The organism is Bacillus sp. 7884-1, assembly GCF_002272245.1.
In the GTDB taxonomy this organism is placed as follows: Bacteria; Bacillota; Bacilli; order Bacillales; family Cytobacillaceae; genus Neobacillus.
The window spans coordinates 1-16,879 of the sequence record NZ_NPDD01000207.1 but is presented as its reverse complement, the minus strand read 5'-3'; the positions used below and the strand labels follow the sequence as shown (position 1 = coordinate 16,879).

The 16,879-nt window shown below is 38.7% G+C and carries 14 protein-coding genes and 1 other annotated feature; of the genes, 3 read left to right on the top strand and 11 right to left on the bottom strand.

Annotated features, from left to right (window positions below):
- Positions 1–190: 190 nt before the first annotated feature.
- Positions 191–1,522: a CoA-disulfide reductase gene (locus CHI06_RS22860; protein WP_095250871.1), complete on the bottom strand. Its 1,332-nt coding sequence runs from the start codon at positions 1,520–1,522 to the stop codon at positions 191–193.
- Between the two features lie 262 nt (positions 1,523–1,784).
- Here CHI06_RS22860 and CHI06_RS22855 point away from each other — a divergent pair, with 262 nt between their 5' ends.
- Complete coding sequence (locus tag CHI06_RS22855; RefSeq protein WP_373558163.1) at positions 1,785–2,726, top strand: tyrosine-type recombinase/integrase; 942 nt, start codon at positions 1,785–1,787, stop codon at positions 2,724–2,726.
- Between the two features lie 213 nt (positions 2,727–2,939).
- On the opposite strand, the gene CHI06_RS22850 is transcribed toward CHI06_RS22855, so the two are convergent.
- From CHI06_RS22850 to tyrS, 3 genes are all read right to left on the bottom strand, one after another.
- Positions 2,940–3,758, bottom strand: a complete 819-nt coding sequence (locus tag CHI06_RS22850; protein ID WP_095250869.1) for a metallophosphoesterase — start codon at positions 3,756–3,758, stop codon at positions 2,940–2,942.
- 163 nt (positions 3,759–3,921) lie between these two features.
- Positions 3,922–4,110 carry a DUF6954 family protein gene (locus CHI06_RS22845; protein WP_095250868.1) on the bottom strand — a complete coding sequence of 63 codons (189 nt, stop codon included), beginning with the start codon at positions 4,108–4,110 and terminating at the stop codon, positions 3,922–3,924.
- 268 nt (positions 4,111–4,378) lie between these two features.
- Complete coding sequence (gene tyrS, locus CHI06_RS22840; RefSeq protein ID WP_095250867.1) at positions 4,379–5,635, bottom strand: tyrosine--tRNA ligase; 1,257 nt, start codon at positions 5,633–5,635, stop codon at positions 4,379–4,381.
- Between the two features lie 54 nt (positions 5,636–5,689).
- Positions 5,690–5,906 (bottom strand) — a binding site (T-box leader).
- Between the two features lie 145 nt (positions 5,907–6,051).
- On the opposite strand from tyrS, the gene CHI06_RS22835 reads away from it, so the two are divergent.
- Positions 6,052–8,796, top strand: a complete 2,745-nt coding sequence (locus tag CHI06_RS22835; RefSeq protein ID WP_095250866.1) for a transglycosylase domain-containing protein — start codon at positions 6,052–6,054, stop codon at positions 8,794–8,796.
- 29 nt (positions 8,797–8,825) lie between these two features.
- Here the strand turns inward: CHI06_RS22835 and CHI06_RS22830 are convergent, their stop codons facing one another.
- Genes CHI06_RS22830 through CHI06_RS22820 form a run of 3 tightly spaced genes read right to left on the bottom strand, consistent with a single transcriptional unit; the run spans position 8,826 to position 11,308 of the window.
- Positions 8,826–10,001, bottom strand: coding sequence for an acetoin utilization protein AcuC (locus CHI06_RS22830; protein WP_095250865.1), 1,176 nt, complete (start codon positions 9,999–10,001; stop codon positions 8,826–8,828).
- A complete protein-coding gene (locus CHI06_RS22825; RefSeq protein ID WP_095250864.1) occupies positions 9,998–10,645 on the bottom strand; it encodes an acetoin utilization AcuB family protein in 648 nt (215 codons plus the stop codon). The genes CHI06_RS22830 and CHI06_RS22825 overlap by 4 nt, the downstream gene beginning before the upstream one ends.
- Before the next feature lie 30 nt (positions 10,646–10,675).
- Positions 10,676–11,308, bottom strand: coding sequence for a GNAT family N-acetyltransferase (locus CHI06_RS22820; RefSeq protein ID WP_095250872.1), 633 nt, complete (start codon positions 11,306–11,308; stop codon positions 10,676–10,678).
- A gap of 201 nt (positions 11,309–11,509) precedes the next feature.
- Between CHI06_RS22820 and acsA the strand changes: the two genes are divergently transcribed.
- On the top strand, positions 11,510–13,228 hold the full coding sequence (gene acsA, locus CHI06_RS22815) for an acetate--CoA ligase (RefSeq protein ID WP_095250863.1): 1,719 nt from the start codon (positions 11,510–11,512) through the stop codon (positions 13,226–13,228).
- Between the two features lie 114 nt (positions 13,229–13,342).
- Here acsA and ccpA read toward each other — a convergent pair whose 3' ends face one another.
- The 4 genes from ccpA to CHI06_RS22795 form a co-directional block, all read right to left on the bottom strand.
- The gene (gene ccpA / locus CHI06_RS22810) at positions 13,343–14,341 is read right to left on the bottom strand and encodes a catabolite control protein A (RefSeq protein WP_095250862.1); all 999 of its coding nucleotides are present in this window, start codon (positions 14,339–14,341) and stop codon (positions 13,343–13,345) included.
- Between the two features lie 376 nt (positions 14,342–14,717).
- Positions 14,718–15,794, bottom strand: coding sequence for a bifunctional 3-deoxy-7-phosphoheptulonate synthase/chorismate mutase (locus tag CHI06_RS22805; protein WP_095250861.1), 1,077 nt, complete (start codon positions 15,792–15,794; stop codon positions 14,718–14,720).
- 229 nt (positions 15,795–16,023) lie between these two features.
- On the bottom strand, positions 16,024–16,356 hold the full coding sequence (gene ytxJ, locus CHI06_RS22800) for a bacillithiol system redox-active protein YtxJ (RefSeq protein ID WP_095250860.1): 333 nt from the start codon (positions 16,354–16,356) through the stop codon (positions 16,024–16,026).
- Positions 16,357–16,442: 86 nt separating this feature from the next.
- Positions 16,443–16,808, bottom strand: a complete 366-nt coding sequence (locus CHI06_RS22795; protein WP_095250859.1) for a YtxH domain-containing protein — start codon at positions 16,806–16,808, stop codon at positions 16,443–16,445.
- Positions 16,809–16,879 lie beyond the last annotated feature (71 nt).

Sequence of the window (16,879 nt, the reverse complement as noted above, 5' to 3'; positions counted from 1 at the left end):
ACCCTGCCCGTTACTTTAAGTATAATATTTCACATAATTCTAGTCGTATTCTTCCTGGTCTACTTAATATCCTCTAAATCTGAAAAAAAGAGACACATTCCTTATTAGGAAATGCGCCTGATTGCTGAAGATTGTTATTAAGGAAAATCACCCCGATAGTACATTGTATAGTTAATAGTTAGTATTAAAGCTACTTTACTCTTCTAGCTGCTTGCTGAATAGGATCCCATACACCATTATATGGAGGTGCGTACGCAAGATCTAAATCAAGCAGCTCATCGGTTGTCATCGAATGGAATATTGCAGTTGCTAGAACATCAATTCGTTTGTCGATTCCATTTTCCCCAATAATTTGCCCACCAAGAACTTTATATGTTTCTTTATGATAGACAAGTTTCAATTTCATTTTTTTATTATTAGGATAATATCCAGCGATATCTGTTGATTTAATTGTTACAGAACCACATGGGATGTTCAGCATTTTTGCCTCTGTTTCTGTTATTCCTGTTCTCCCTAAAGTTAAATCGAAAAATTTTATGATTGAAGTGCCTACAACACCTTTAAATGTTTTATGTATATTAACGATGTTTAATCCGGCGATTTGACCTTGCTTATTGGCATGTGTTCCCAATGGGACATGATCATCCATTTCTTTTACTCGATGATATTGTGTTGCACAATCTCCTGCAGCATAGATATCTTTAATACTTGTTTGCATATACGCATTTACTTGAATAGAACCATTAACACTTGTTTTGATTCCAGTCCCTTCTAAAAATAAAATATTTGGCTTCACACCTATAGCGACTAATACTAAATCTGTTTCATACTTCCCTTTATCGGTTTTCACATATTCAACATGCTCACTACCACGGAATGCTTCAACAGATTCACCCATTTTTAACACAATGTTTTGCTTCACTGCTTCTTCATAGATAAGTTCTGCCATTTCTTTATCAAATATTTTTGCTAATTGCTCATTTCTTTCAATGATCGTTACCTTCTTGCCGAGCTCCGCAAAACTTTCAGCCATTTCGAGTCCAATGTATCCACCACCAATAACTGTCACATTTTTTATATCTTTCTCAAGATAATCCATGATTGTCTTTGCATCAGGAATTGTCTTTAATGTGAAAACACCTGGAAGTTTAACACCCTCCCACTTTGGAATGACCGGGCCTACGCCGGTTGCAATAAGAAGGCGGTCATACGGAAAGCTAAACGTTTCACCATTACTATGGTTTATTCCACTTACCATTTTATTTTCCGTGTCTACCTTTTGGACTTCATGATATACTAGTGCATCAATGCCATATTTCTCTTTAAAAGTAGACTGTGTACGTGCTATTAACTTATCTGTTGACTCAATCTTCCCACTGATCACATAAGGTAGGCCACATTGTCCGTACGAATACACTCCCCCCTTTTCTAAAACAGTGATTTCATGTCCAGAACTGTTTCGTACAATTTGCATTGCAGCACTCATCCCTGCTGCATCTCCACCAATAATAAGTACTTTCATACTCATCCCTCCTTTCTTTATTTTCCATTTATTACTGATTTTTAAACATGAAGAAAGATTTTCCCCATATAGGGGTAGCGTCAGGAAAATGCGGATTTACAACGCTTAGTAAATTCAATATATAAAAGTAGAATTCCTGTAAAGGAACCGACTTTTGGTATTTTCTTTGTTAAACTAAAGCACAGGTTTTAAGAGTGAGAAAGACGCCTACAGAGCTCTTTTGGAAGTGAAGACGAGTATCTTAAATGTGCAGGTTAAACACGTGGAAAACTCAAATTTAACGATATCAGAATGGTTAGATATTTGGTTTAACACACATAAGAATGACTGGAAGATTACATCCCGGCTTCAGAGGAAAAATGCGATCAAGTATCAAATGAAGCCGCTCCTTGGAAAATACAAGGTTGCTGATTTAGATAAAACCACTTATAAGCGAGTATATATTAATGAGCTCCTGAAAAAATATGAGCCCAGCACAGTTAGGCTATTTCATCGGTTGTTCAAAGTGGCCATAAATGCCGCCGTGGATACTGAAATTATCCCACGTAATCGATTCACAAAAATCATCATTCAAGGTAGTAAAGAAATTGATAATAATTTTCTGACAACTGAGGAACTTAGAACATTTCTTGCCGCTGCCAAACAATTAGAGAATATTACTAATTACACAATCATCTTACTTCTTGCGTATACGGGATTACGAAAGGGAGAAGCCCTGGGCTTGTCTTGGAACAACGTGGATTTTGAAAAGAAGAAAATTACCGTGGAACGAACAAGAGATAAACATGGGGCCCGGACACCAAAAACAAAGAACAGTTACCGGACCATATTAATTGATGATAAACTCATCCAACAATTAAAACTATACCGTACATGGTGCAAACAGACATTGCTGTCATTTGGTAAGCACTTATCTGAAAATGACTTTATTTTTATCTCTTACCAAACCGGGACTCCTACAGGAGAAAATACCATTAAGTACAGTTTTGACAGGATCATCAAAAAGACAGGGCTAAAATCAATCACACCACATGGGTTACGTCATACTCATGCAACAGTTTTAATTGCAAAAAAACAACCAGCTAATGTGATTGCTGAACGATTAGGGAATACACCACAAATGATTTGGGATACTTACGGTCATAACTATAAAGCACTGGAGGAAGAATCGGTTAATGCATTTTCCCAAGCACTACATATATGAATTGGGGGAGGTTTTGGGGGAAGTTTTTAATTCACCCAGTCTTAACCCCTATAATACTAGGGTTTCTGTTACCGTTGAGCATTCCTCACGTTAATAGATTTGCTAATTAAAAGCAATCATAAAAACCCTAGAAGCGTTGATATAACGCAATTTCTAGGGTTTTTTATTTTACTCTGCAATATAGTATTTTGTATTAGTAAGATTGAAAGATGACTAATTGCCGCTTTCGAGTGTGATGACAACAATTTCAGGGCGGTTGAAAATTCGAAATGGGAAACTGCTATTCCCCAGTCCTCTACTTATAACCATGTGTGTGTTATCTTGTTGATGAATCCCTTCTGAATACTTGGGATTAAATCCCTCCCCAGGTGCAAATACACCACCAATGATTGGCAGTCTGAATTGACCACCGTGGGCATGGCCAGAAAACACCAGATTAAATCCCTCCCTTGTGTAAGTGGTAAACCAAGACGGTCTGTGACTGAGAACGATTGAATAGAGGTCTGGCTGCATTTTTTCTTTTATTAGCCGGATACTTGTTGGTATGGATCGTCCGTTCTCCGGATCATCAATACCCGCCATTTCGATAAGCTCACCATTTCTTTCGATTAAGCGAACTTCATTAGTCAGAATGACAACACCCTTTTGTATTAGCATGGTTTCAAGTTCTCTTTTAAGGTCCGAATCCCACTCATGATTTCCATGAACAAAATAAACGGGTGCTAGTTCTACCAATTGGTCTATTAAATCAGCTGCTGGTTTTAAATCCTTACTTCTCCGATCAATAATATCCCCGGTAAAGACGATCACATTTGGCATTTCCTTTTTTACGCGTCCCACTAATTTTTCCTGATTCTTTCCAAAAGACTTATTATGAAGGTCAGATAAATGTAAAATTTTATAGTGGTTAAAACCTTTCGGGATTTTGTCGGACTTAATCACATGCTGGGTAATCATTAGAGCGTTGTTTTGCCAATATAAAAATGAGAATATGATGAGAATGGTTACAAAAAGGAATAATACTTTTTTCATTATGTATGCTCCCGTATTAGGTTAATAAATAGACCAAAGAAATCTTGCTAGTTTAGTAGAAAACATACGGAAGCTAATTAAATGGTCCATTTTTAATCGTTAATTTATATTATAGAGCATTGTGGATGAGGATAGCTTACACAAATTACTATTAACGGTTCTTTTATTTCTTATTTACCCACTTAATTGTTTTTGCATATGAGAAAGCAAGTAAAGCGTATACTATCACCACCACTCCTGCAGTCCAAATTCGTTCTTGTAACACACCATCAGCATACAGTACTGGACCTAATCCAAAGAAAGTGACGAGTAAAAGGAGAATGATAAAAAAAGCATGAACTAGAAACTTCATAAACGACACCTCCAAATGCTTTTCTTATATTATAAGACGCTGACACACTATTTAATGTTACAATCTGTAATTTTCAGACCACTTTATTATTTTTGTCACCTTACTATTTTGTGACGGAGCTTTTGCTACTTCCACTTTTTCGGGCAAAATCACTTCCTTATTGTGACCGTACTTTTACTCCCTCCACTTTTTCGGGCAAAATCATACCATCTACTCTAATAATATAGAAAACCGACCTCCTTATTCATGAGGCCGGTTTTGCTACTGATTAATATTTAATTAGTGAGTATTTCTTTTTACCTCTTCTAATAATCGTAAATTGACCTTCGATTCGGTCAGTGTCCTGCAATACATAGGATGTATCGGTAATGCGTTCCCCGTTCACTGTAACCGCACCATTTGTGATGTCTTCTCTTGCCTGCCGCTTGGATGGAGAAATTTTCGCTGCAACTAATAGATCAACTAAGTTAGCATCAGCTTCAGTTGCATTAAAGGATGGAACGTCTTTGAAACCCTGTTCGATTTCTGAAGCAGAAAGGCTGCGTACATCCCCGCTGAATAATGCTTGCGTTATTTTTATCGCCTGTTGCAAAGAGTCCTCACCATGAATCAGACGAGTCATTTCCTCAGCTAAGGCCTTTTGTGCCTTGCGTAAATGTGGTTCTTCCTCAACAGACCTTTCTAACGCTTCGATTTCTTCGTGGGACAAGAAGGTAAAGTACTTCAAGTATTTAACTACATCTGCATCCGCAGCGTTAATCCAAAATTGGTAGAACTCATAAGGGGTCGTTTTCTTAGCGTCTAGCCAAACGGCTCCACCTTCTGTCTTCCCGAATTTTGTTCCGTCCGCTTTTGTAACAAGTGGAATGGTTAATCCATATGCCTTCGAACCTTCTGGCTGCATTTTACGAATTAGTTCAAGTCCGGAGGTAATATTCCCCCATTGGTCACTGCCGCCAACTTGTAATTTACAATTAAAGTTCTCGTACAAATGATTGAAGTCCATTGCTTGAAGAATCGTATACGTGAATTCTGTAAACGATATCCCCGAATCAAGTCGTGAAGCAATTGTATCCTTTGCCAGCATGTAATTGACGCCAATGTGTTTACCGATGTCACGTAAGAACGTAACAATATCCATCGACCCCGCCCAATCATAGTTATTGACCAAGACGGCACCATTATCACCATCAAAGTTAAAAATAGCTGCTAACTGCTTTTGAATCCCTTCAACATTTTTCTGCACAGTCTCCAAGGTTTGCAGGTTACGTTCTTCACTCTTACCACTTGGGTCTCCAATAAGCCCTGTCGCACCGCCAACTAAAACAACAGGACGGTGTCCATGCTGCTGAAATCTTCTAAGTGTTAAGAACGGAACCATATGTCCGATATGCATGCTGTCTGCTGTTGGGTCTACTCCACAATATAGAGAGATTTTATCCTTACTAATCAAATCCTTAAGGCTCTCTTCATCTGTTTGTTGGTAGATGAGGCCGCGCCATGCTAAATCTTGTAATAAATCCATTTCATTGTCCTCCATATTCTCTTAAAATAAAACAAAAAGCGCCCCTGCAAAAAATGCAGGGACGCATATACGCGCGGTACCACCCGGCTTGAGGAATGAATCCCCCAACTCGTAAAAATTAACGGTTTAGACCGTTCCCCGCTACTTCTATATTCACGGAGAAAGCTCTGGGACGTAATTCACTCTTCTATGTGTGTCAGCTTTCACCAGCCGCTGACTCTCTAAAAACAGGGATAGAAGACCTACAGTAGATTCCCTTCATAGCTTGATTATTAATTTTATAACTTATAAAATTTTTACCATAATTTATACCTGCTGTCAAACAAGAACTGGTAATATCAGAAAAATGTAGAAGTTTGTCATTTTTGCAATACTCATTATGCTATAATATATGTGATTTTAAAAGAGGTGATTCTATGAATGATAAATTTCAAGCGTGGATAGAAAAATTAAAGTCCATAACCAACTTGTTTACCCATAAAAGAACAGTAAAAAGTGCACGAATAACGTACCAGGTCTTTTGGAACCTTTTACTGCTGATAATGACTGTCGTCATCCTCGGGGGAGCATTTGCAGGTGGTGTGGGCGCGGGATACTTTGCCTCGCTTGTAAAGGACGAACCTGTCCGGTCTTATGACAGTATGAAGAAAGACATTTATAATTATACGGAAACATCGGACTTATATTTTTCTGATAATGTTTATCTTGGAAAGCTGCGTACAGATCTCGAACGGGAAGAAGTCAAAATTGACCAAGTATCAGAATATCTGGTAAAAGCAGTAATTGCAACAGAGGATGAGTATTTTTATAAACACAAAGGAGTTGTGCCAAAAGCAGTTTTTCGCGCACTTTTCCAAGAAGTAACCAACTCTGCTACTCAATCAGGCGGCAGTACATTAACACAGCAATTAATTAAAAACCAAATCTTAACAAACGAAGTCTCATTCGCAAGAAAAGCAAATGAAATCTTGCTTGCCCTTCGATTAGAGAAATTTTTTAGCAAAAAAGAAATACTAGAAGCTTACTTAAACGTTTCAACATTCGGAAGAAACTCATCCGGTAAGAATATCGGCGGTGTTCAAGCAGCGGCAAAAGGAATCTTCGGAAAAAATGCCAGCGAATTGACCCTTCCACAAGCTGCCTTTATTGCAGGTTTACCACAAAGTCCCTTTGGGTATACCCCTTTTACTAGAGAGGGTACAGTGAAGAACAATTTAGAACCTGGACTTACTCGAATGAAAACGGTACTAAAAAGAATGTATGATGGCAGTCATATTGATGAAAAGCAATATGCCGAAGCTTCATCCTACGATATTACAAAGGATTTTATTTCTGCAGGTGACAACCCGCTTGAAAAATATCCATACTTATCATTTGAAATTGAAAAGCGAGCCGTTGATGTACTGACTAATGTATTGGCGAAAAACGAAGGGTATGAAGAAAAAGATTTAAAGGAAGATGAAAATCTTTATTATAAATACCAAACAATAGCCAAGCAAAACTTAAAACAAAATGGTTACGAAATTCACACAACCATAAACAAAGATATTTATGATGCCTTCCAGGTTGTAAAAAATAACTACCCTAACTACGGACCTGATAAGCCTGAAGAAAAACAGGATCCAGAAACGGGGGAAACAATTACAGTCATGGAGCCTGTAGAAGTCGGTGCAATGCTAATTGAAAATAAAACAGGGAAAATCATCAGTTTTGTCGGTGGAAGAGACCATAACAAACAGGAGCTTAATCATGCGACTAGTGCTGTCCGCCAAAATGGATCTACGATGAAACCCTTACTCGTTTATGCACCAGCCATTGAATTGGGGAAAGCATCACCAGGTACCCCTTTACCGGATGTAGCTTTAAGGCTCGAACCTTCCATTTCAAGACCTTGGCCAAACAACTATGACAAGAGGTACAGCGGGATTACCTCAGCAAGACATGCGCTCAAAAAATCTTATAACGTTCCTGCTGTTAAGCTATATAAAGATATACTTGACCAGCAGCCTGCAAAATATCTTGAAAAAATGGGCTTTACATCACTAAGAAGTGAGGATTATACCAATCTCTCAACCTCTATTGGATCCATGAAAAATGGGGTAACGGTGGAGGAAAACACCAACGCCTTTGGAACGTTTGCAAATGAGGGTAAATTTATTGATGCGTACATGATTGAAAAAATTGTCGATAAAGACGGTAAAACCATCTACCAGCATGAAGTAAAGCCAGTTGATGTTTTTAAACCGCAAACAGCGTTTTTAACGCTTGATATGATGCGTGATGTAATCAAAAGTGGTACAGCTGCAGGTCTCAATAGTAAATTGAAGTTTAGGGCAGACTGGGCAGGTAAAACAGGAACAGGACATGAATATCATGACAATTGGTTTGTTGCTACCAACCCAAATGTAACTTTTGGAATCTGGAATGGCTATGATACGCCAAAGTCATTAAAGACCGGCGGAATGTCCTATTCACAAAGAACGAACAATTTATGGGCTGCATTAATTAATGCGGCATATGATATTAAACCCGAGTTAATCAGTCCAGCAGAATCGTTCCCTGTACCAGCTGGAATTGTAAAGCGCTCGTTTTGCGCAGTTTCAGGTTTACTGCCTTCGGATGCCTGCTCAAAGGCAGGTTTAGTTGTAAGTGATTACTTTAATGTGGAGAATGTACCGACAAAGCGAGATGATAGTTTAATTGCAGGAAAATATGTGCAAATTGGCGATAAAAAGTATCTTGCATTAGATTCAACACCAGCAGAATTTGCGCAGCAAGGGGTTATCCTAAATCCTGATTTCATTTCACGAATGGTTGGAAGAAATTTCAGTAATCCAAGCCAGCTGATCCCTAAGACGGAGCGTTGGGGTAAAATCCTTGTTCCTAATGATAAAATTGTAGATAATGGTAAACAGCCTGACGTCGTGACCCTATCACTATCCGGTAACAATTTAATTTGGGCAGCACCAGGTGACAATGATATTGTTGGATACCGAGTATATCAAAACGGGAAAAAGGTCTCGAGTATCAAAAATGGTTCTAGTCTTTCCTTTTCAGCCTCTAGTGGTTCATACCATGTAACTGCCGTGGATATCGCAGGGAAGGAATCAGCACCATCTAATCCAGTGGATATTGGGGTTACTAGTACACCCGAACAATAAAAATAAGGAGCTTGGGATTCCCAAGCTCCTTATTTTTTTGATTCACTTTTTTTATTACTTCTAATAGGGTATAGCGCTTTTTCAAGTGTAAGTAAATTTTTTTCTGTTATTTCTGCTTTCCTCGGGATTGGTTTATACATATCTTCTGGATCATTCCAGTTTATTGGAAGATTAACTGGTGCTTTTTCTTGCCAATAATCCAGCCAGTCCTGTGGTAAACTTCCATAACAGTTTGAGTTTTCAGTCATTTCCATCCATACAAGTGCCCAAGCCCTTGGAACAACCCTCCAAATATCATAGCCCCCGCCGCCGACTGCAATCCATTTACCACCGCAATATTGATGGGCAATTTCATGTGCAAGCTTTGGAATTTCACGATAGATTTTCATTGTCGCAGATAAATGGGTTAAAGGGTCATAATAATGGGAGTCAGCCCCATTTTGAGTCAGGATGACATCTGGTTTAAAAAACTCAGCTACTTCCCTTAGCGATTGAGTATAAGCATCAAGCCAGGATTCATCCTCTGTAAATGCATCTACAGGAATATTAAAGGAATAACCGTATCCCTTTCCTTGACCTCTCTCGTTAACATTACCGGTACCAGGAAACAAGTATCTACCGGTTTCGTGTATGGATAAGGTACAGACATCGGGATCGTCGTAAAAGGACCATTGTACACCGTCTCCATGATGGGCATCGGTATCAACATAAAGAACTCTCGCATTATATTTATTTTGCAAATATTTAATGGCTACTGAACTATCATTATAAATACAAAATCCAGAAGCTTTTCCACGAAATCCATGATGTAACCCCCCACCTAGGTGAAGGGCATGAACAGCCTGTCCTGTCATAACTTGATCGACAGCCGTAAGTGTTCCTCCAACTAATAAAGCGCTCGCTTCGTGCATTTTAGGGAATATCGGTGTATCTTCCGTACCTATCCCATAGTTCTCAGCCACATGCTGCGGAAGTTGTCCATGCCCAGCCATCTTTACAGCATCAATGTAACTTGGATCATGAACAAGGGCAAGTTCCTCCTCTGTTGCCATTCTCGGAGGAACTATCTGATGATTGTCCAGGGCCTTTAATCTATGTAATAAATCTACAGTAAGTTTTAGTCGAAACTGATTAAAAGGATGGTTGCTGTTGAATTTATAATTTAACAGTTCTTCTGAAAATACAAATGAACATCGATCGGTCATAGGGAAACACCTGGCAGATTTGGCCACAGAACGTCATAGCCTGATTGTTTTAAATCTTGGATAAGCAAGTTAGGATTCATGGTTTGCAATCTTATGACAAGTATTTTGTATTGGTCATTCTTTTTGTCAGGATAAACGAGTACACTTAAAATATTTGCTTTCCGATTCTTTATTAAACTAGTAATATCACTAAGCTTTCCCGCAAGATTAGGAACCCTAATTTCAATTTGAGAACCTGGTTGATGGGCACCTGTCAATTCAACTAACGTTCGGAGTAAATCAGTTTCCGTCACAATTCCAACCAGTTTCCTATCGTTTGTAATCGGCAGGCAGCCAATTTTATGCTCATAAAAAACAGCTGCAATTTCCTCTACAAAATCAAGCGGATGACCCGTGATAACATCCTTTTTCATTATGGTGTCTACAGGGTTTTGCATGTCCTCTACATGTTCGTTAGCGCGGAATATAGATGGAGCAGCATCGCGAATATCTGATAAAGTTACAATACCAACAAGTTGTTGTTCTGCATCAATAACAGGTATATGCCGAATTTTTTTCGTTTCCATCAATCTCATCGTCTCAGCAATTGAAACTGTTGGTGTAACCGTAACAATCTCCGTTTTCATTATTTCTTCTACTATCATCCAAAAGCCCCCCTCAACCTGAATCTCGTATCAATACATAAATCGGTTCATAAAACGAAGTCGGTCAAACCTTTGAATTGTCTCCACATCGACTCTTTTACCAATTCTAGCCATAAGACAATTTGCCGGGTGTGAACAAATCTCAGGGTCATCCGTTGCATACCATTGGAGGCCGCCCGCATTCATCATTTTCTCCATGATTTTCCGGTACTCCCAAACATTTAAACCTGTCCCCTTTAAATCCCAATGCCAATAATATTCCGTCGTAATAATTAAGTAATCCTCCATCGCATCATCCATCATAGAAACGGTAAGGAGATTTTTTCCTACCGCGCATCCCCTAAATTGAGGAATTACCTCAATAGCACCTAATTCAATTAAATTATCCATTTTGTCTTCCGACCATCTTTCAAGAGGATCCGGAAAAAGGTAGGTCACATAACCAACAATGGTATGGTGATGCCTAGCGATAATAATTCTTCCCTCTTCAAGCTGTGCAATCCCAACTAGCGCTTGATGCTGCTGCTCTGGGGGACGAAAAGCGGTAAGATGTTCGTGAAACTCATAGCCAGCAAGTTTATCTGAGGAAATAGGACCTTCAATAATTAAGTTTCCATGGGGAGTCTTTACTTCTTTAGCATTGTACGTTTTTCTATGTTCCATCCCTACACCACCTGAAAAATCATTCGCATATCTTATTCTATTATACATAATATCTATCATTTTTTAGCCTCTTCCCACAATTTTCTGTTTAATTAGAAAACTATGTGACAATTTACCGAAAATGATAAAACTATTTTTAAAATTGAGAATAATTACTTTTTGTACTATAATTATCTCATACTAGCATAAGGGGGAAATGGAATGAAAGTGGAAAAGCTGCCAGTGTTGCAAGGAGAGCATAATTTAGCAAATTATGCTGAGAAGTATAAGAACTTCAGTTGGGAGGAAACTGAGAAGGAATTCTCCTGGCATGAAACAGGACTTGTTAACATGGCTTACGAAGCTATTGACCGCCATGCAGAAACTTTTCGAAAAAACAAGGTAGCCCTTTATTATCGTGATAATACCAGAAATGAAAAGTACACCTTCAAAGAAATGAAAGAGCTTTCAAACAAAGCTGGTAATGTCTTAAAAGCATACGGTGATGTAGAAAAAGGAGACCGCGTATTTATTTTTATGCCTCGTTCACCTGAACTATATTTTACTGTCTTGGGAGCCATTAAGCTTGGGGCGATTGTCGGTCCATTATTTGAAGCCTTCATGGAGGGTGCCGTTAGGGATCGTTTGCAAGATAGTGAAGCAAAGGTATTAGTCACTACACCTGAACTCTTAGAACGTGTACCAGTAGATGAGCTGCCAGCATTAAAACATATTTTCCTTATCGGCCAAAATGTAGATGAACAAGGACCCTTTATAGACTTTTTGAAAAAGTTCGAAGCAGCTAGTAACAATTTAAGAATTGAATGGATGGACCGTACGGATGGTCTCATTCTTCACTATACTTCTGGTTCAACAGGCAAGCCTAAAGGGGTACTGCATGTACATAATGCAATGATCCAACATTATCAAACAGCCAAATGGGTACTGGATTTGAAAGAAGATGATGTTTATTGGTGTACAGCAGACCCAGGCTGGGTTACAGGGACATCATACGGTATTTTCGGACCATGGTTAACCGGAACTTCTAACGTTATTATTGGAGGTCGTTTCAGCCCTGATACTTGGTACAAAATGATTGAAGACTTCGGTGTTAGTGTTTGGTATAGTGCTCCGACTGCATTCCGGATGTTAATGGGTGCTGGTGATGAAATTGTTAAGAAATACAATTTAAGCAGTCTGCGACATGTACTAAGTGTTGGAGAGCCGTTAAACCCTGAGGTAGTAAAATGGGGTGTGAAGGTCTTTAACAAAAGAATCCACGATAACTGGTGGATGACCGAAACAGGTGCACAGCTTATTAGTAACTACCCATGTATGGAGATTAAACCAGGTTCAATGGGTAAACCTATTCCAGGTGTCGAGGCAGCGATTGTTGACGACCAAGGCAATGAACTTCCTCCATACCGCATGGGGAATCTTGCAATTAAAAAGGGCTGGCCTTCGATGATGTACACCATTTGGAATAACCCAGCAAAATATGAATCCTATTTTATGCCAAGCGGCTGGTATTTTTCTGGAGATTCCGCCTATATGGATGAGGATGGATATTTCTGGTTCCAAGGACGCGTGGATGATGTTATCATGACCTCTGGCGAACGCGTCGGCCCATTTGAAGTGGAAAGCAAACTAGTTGAGCATCCAGCGATTGCAGAGGCTGGCGTAATTGGAAAGCCAGACCCTGTCCGCGGGGAAATTATCAAGGCTTTTATTGCACTAAGAGACGGCTATGTAGCTTCAGATGAGCTTAAGGAAGAAATCAGGCTTTTTGTTAAAAAAGGGCTCGCGGCGCACGCTGCTCCTAGAGAAATTGATTTCCGAGATAAGCTTCCGAAAACAAGAAGTGGTAAGATTATGAGACGTGTCTTAAAGGCATGGGAGCTAAATTTACCAACAGGTGACCTGTCCACAATGGAAGACTAAGAAATAAGGGGAAGCACAATTGTGCTTCCCCTTATTTCTTATTTTGTCTAGCTCCAGCGCCTAGGAAAAATTGAACTGCATTTTTCCCTGTACAAGGCGCTTCCGCTTTTCTTATTATTTTGTTGATTGACGGTGTTCGATGCGATGTGGAAGAACAACAGTTTGTTCCTCTACCTCTTCTTTGTTCATTAATTTTGTGAGTAACCGCATTGCCACAGCTCCGATATCGTATAAAGGCTGAACGATTGTGGTCAGCTGCGGGCGAACCATTAATGAAAGCCTTGTATTATCTGATGTGATTACTTCGAAGTCTTCAGGAAGTTTATATCCTTTATCATCGGCACCATGAACGACACCAAGTGCCATTTCATCTGAGCCAACTAGAATTGCTGTTGGTCTATTAGGAGCTTCTAATAATTTTTCGAATGCTTCTAATCCAGAGTCATAGGTGTAATCACCTTCTACAACAAGTGACTCATCATAATCTATTCCGGCATTTGCAAGTGCCCGCTGATAACCTTTTAGTTTTTTGTGGATATTTCTCGGCTCCTGTAATGGTCCTACTACAAATGCAATATACTTATGACCTTTGTCAATAAATTCATTCACGGAGTCATAAACAGCTTGTTCGTAATCGATGTTAACAGAAGGAATCTGTTCAGATTCCTCAATCGATCCAGCTAAAACAATCGGAACCGGAGACTTTCCAAATTCCTCCACATGTTCTTTTGTAATATTCCCACTCATGAATACAATCCCATCCACTTGTTTCCCTAGCATAGTATTTAATAAGTGTAATTCTTTCTCTAAGTTTTGATCGGAATTACTTAAAATAATATTGTACTTATACATGGTTGCAATATCTTCGATGCCCCGTGCTAGTTCTGCAAAAAAGATATTTGAAATATCGGGGATGACAACCCCAACAGTCGTAGTCTTTTTACTAGCCAATCCCCTCGCAACAGCATTAGGACGGTAGCCAAGTCTATCAATGACTTCTAATACTTTTTTTCGAGTAACAGGCTTTACATTTGGATTTCCATTGACTACACGTGAAACGGTTGCCATCGAAACATTTGCTTCCCGGGCAACATCATAAATTGTTATATTCACGTTAACACTCTCCTTAAACACGCTAGGTATTTTCTTTATTTTACAACATTTTTCATCAATTTAGTCTTTTTTTTGTCCAGCTCCAGCGCCTAGCCCCTCGAGGTCACTTCGGTCCTGCAGTTGAAGTCAAAAAGCACGACTTCACCCACAGGCCCTCCAGTGCATGTCGGGGCTAGGAAAAAATGAACTGCTTTTTTCCCTGAACAAGGCGCTTCCGCTTTTCTATTTGTGAGAAAATATACAAACTTTTATATGTATTTAATCATACGATAAGAACAAGCAAGTCGCAATGATATTTGTTCTCATTTTCACTATATTTTCATTTTTTACTAAAAAGAAACCTTCTGTTAGACAGAAGGCCTCTTTTCTATATCATTTAAACTCTTACGAAGTTGGATGCAAGCAGTTCACTATAGAAAGTATTAAACTGATCAAGGTTCATTTGTTGTTGAGCATCTGAAAGTGCCACTGCTGGATCTGGATGAACTTCAGCCATAACGCCATCTGCACCAATCGCAATTGCTGCTTTTGCACAAGGAAGAAGTAAATCTCTTCGACCAGTTGAGTGGGTTACATCTACCATTACTGGTAAGTGGGTTTCTTGCTTTAGAATCGGTACAGCGGAAATATCAAGGGTATTTCTCGTTGCTCGTTCGTACGTTCTAATTCCACGCTCACAAAGAATAATTTGGCCATTTCCTTGGGCCATAATATATTCTGCAGCATTAATAAATTCTTCGATGGTAGCGGCAATACCTCGTTTTAATAGAACAGGCTTATTTACTGAACCTGCAGCTTTTAATAATTCAAAGTTTTGCATATTGCGGGCACCAATTTGGATAACATCAATATAATCAATAGCCATCTCAATATCAGCAGGGTTTACAATCTCACTAATGACAGCCATATCATACTCATCTGCCACACGTTTTAAGATTTTTAATCCTTCAACTCCTAGACCTTGGAAGTCATACGGAGATGTTCTTGGCTTATAGGCACCGCCTCGAAGCAGCTTTAAACCTTTTTCTTTCATTGCTTTTGCTACAGTTGCAACTTGTTCATAAGACTCGACTGCACATGGACCAAAAACAAAATGTTGCTTTCCATCGCCGATTGTTTCACCTTTTATATTTACAATTGTATTTTCAGGCTTCTTTTTCCTAGAAACAAGAAGAGCTTTTTGATGGTCGTCTTTTTGCAAATCTAAGCCAGCCTTAAAAATTTCCTTAAATAAATGATCAATGGTTGCGTTGTCAAATGGACCATCATTATTTTCTTTAATCACATCAAGCATTTTTCTTTCACGAACAGGGTCGTATTTGTAAACCCCTTGAGTTTCTTTAGCTTTCCCAATCTCTTGGACGAGTTGAGCTCTTTCATTAATTAGTTTCAATAATTCTAAGTTAAGATCATCCACACGTGTCCTTAATAGTTCCAAATTACTTTTGCTCATGTTATGTCCCCGTCCTTTCATAGCATGACAGATTAATCGCAGGAGATCAGATTTGAAAACTGTCAGCTAGCGCCCTTATTAATAAATTTTTTAATAATTCAATAATTAGGCTTTATTATAGATGAAAAGGTTTACTTTGTCACGCCTTTTTTCTTTAATGATTAAACGCTTTTAAGCACTAAATTGTTATATAATTAAGTCATTCTATGCTGGGATTTTTATTTGTTGCCTATAAATTTTCACTAATTGCACTTGTTAAAGAACGATTTGTGATTTTCCAGTGCGATGCATTCCATACCGCCGAACCATTTTTAATTAGCAGAGCTTGTGGGGATTCATGTTTAATTTCGAATTTCTCTGCTATTTCATTAGATAAAGGTCGTGAGTCTTGTACAGCTAAATAATAGGCTGGTACGCTTTGATTTGACTCTGAGTACTTTTCATATTCCTGATAAGCCGCATGACTTATTGGACATGTTAAACTATGTTTCAAAAATAAAAATTTGTCTTCTTGCTTCAATAAATCCTCAAATTGTTCCAATGTATCGATTTTTTTTAGCATATTCAATCCTCCAAAATATAAACGGTGAAGTCATTCTATCACTTCACCGTTTTTGATACAAATAATTCGATTAGTTATCGAAATTCTTAATGTGTTACTTTATATTCTTCCTCTTCAAACGCTTTTTTTGCTTCTTCTAATTTATTTCTAATTGCCAGTTCGTCCATGTTAGGTTCTGGATTTGTTTTTTGTACCCCGCCAATTGAAATGTAGTGTTCTTCTTCTGCGTCTGGTGACGGCTTTGTTTTTTTCACGAGGTGGATCGTTTTTTCCTTTAGTGTTTCTGCTTGATTGTTAATAGTGCTGCGAAGGTCCTTGCCGGATTTTGGGGCTAAGAAGATGGCAGCTGCTGCACCTACTAATCCGCCTATCAGTGCTCCTAGCAAAAAACTGCTTGATGAGTCTTCACTTTTGTTTTGGTTTAGTTCTCGGCTTTCGTAATCTTTACCCATAATAGATTCCTCCTATTTAAAATGGCTGTGTTAAACTGGGCTGTTGATTTGTGCTCCAGGCGCTTCGCTTT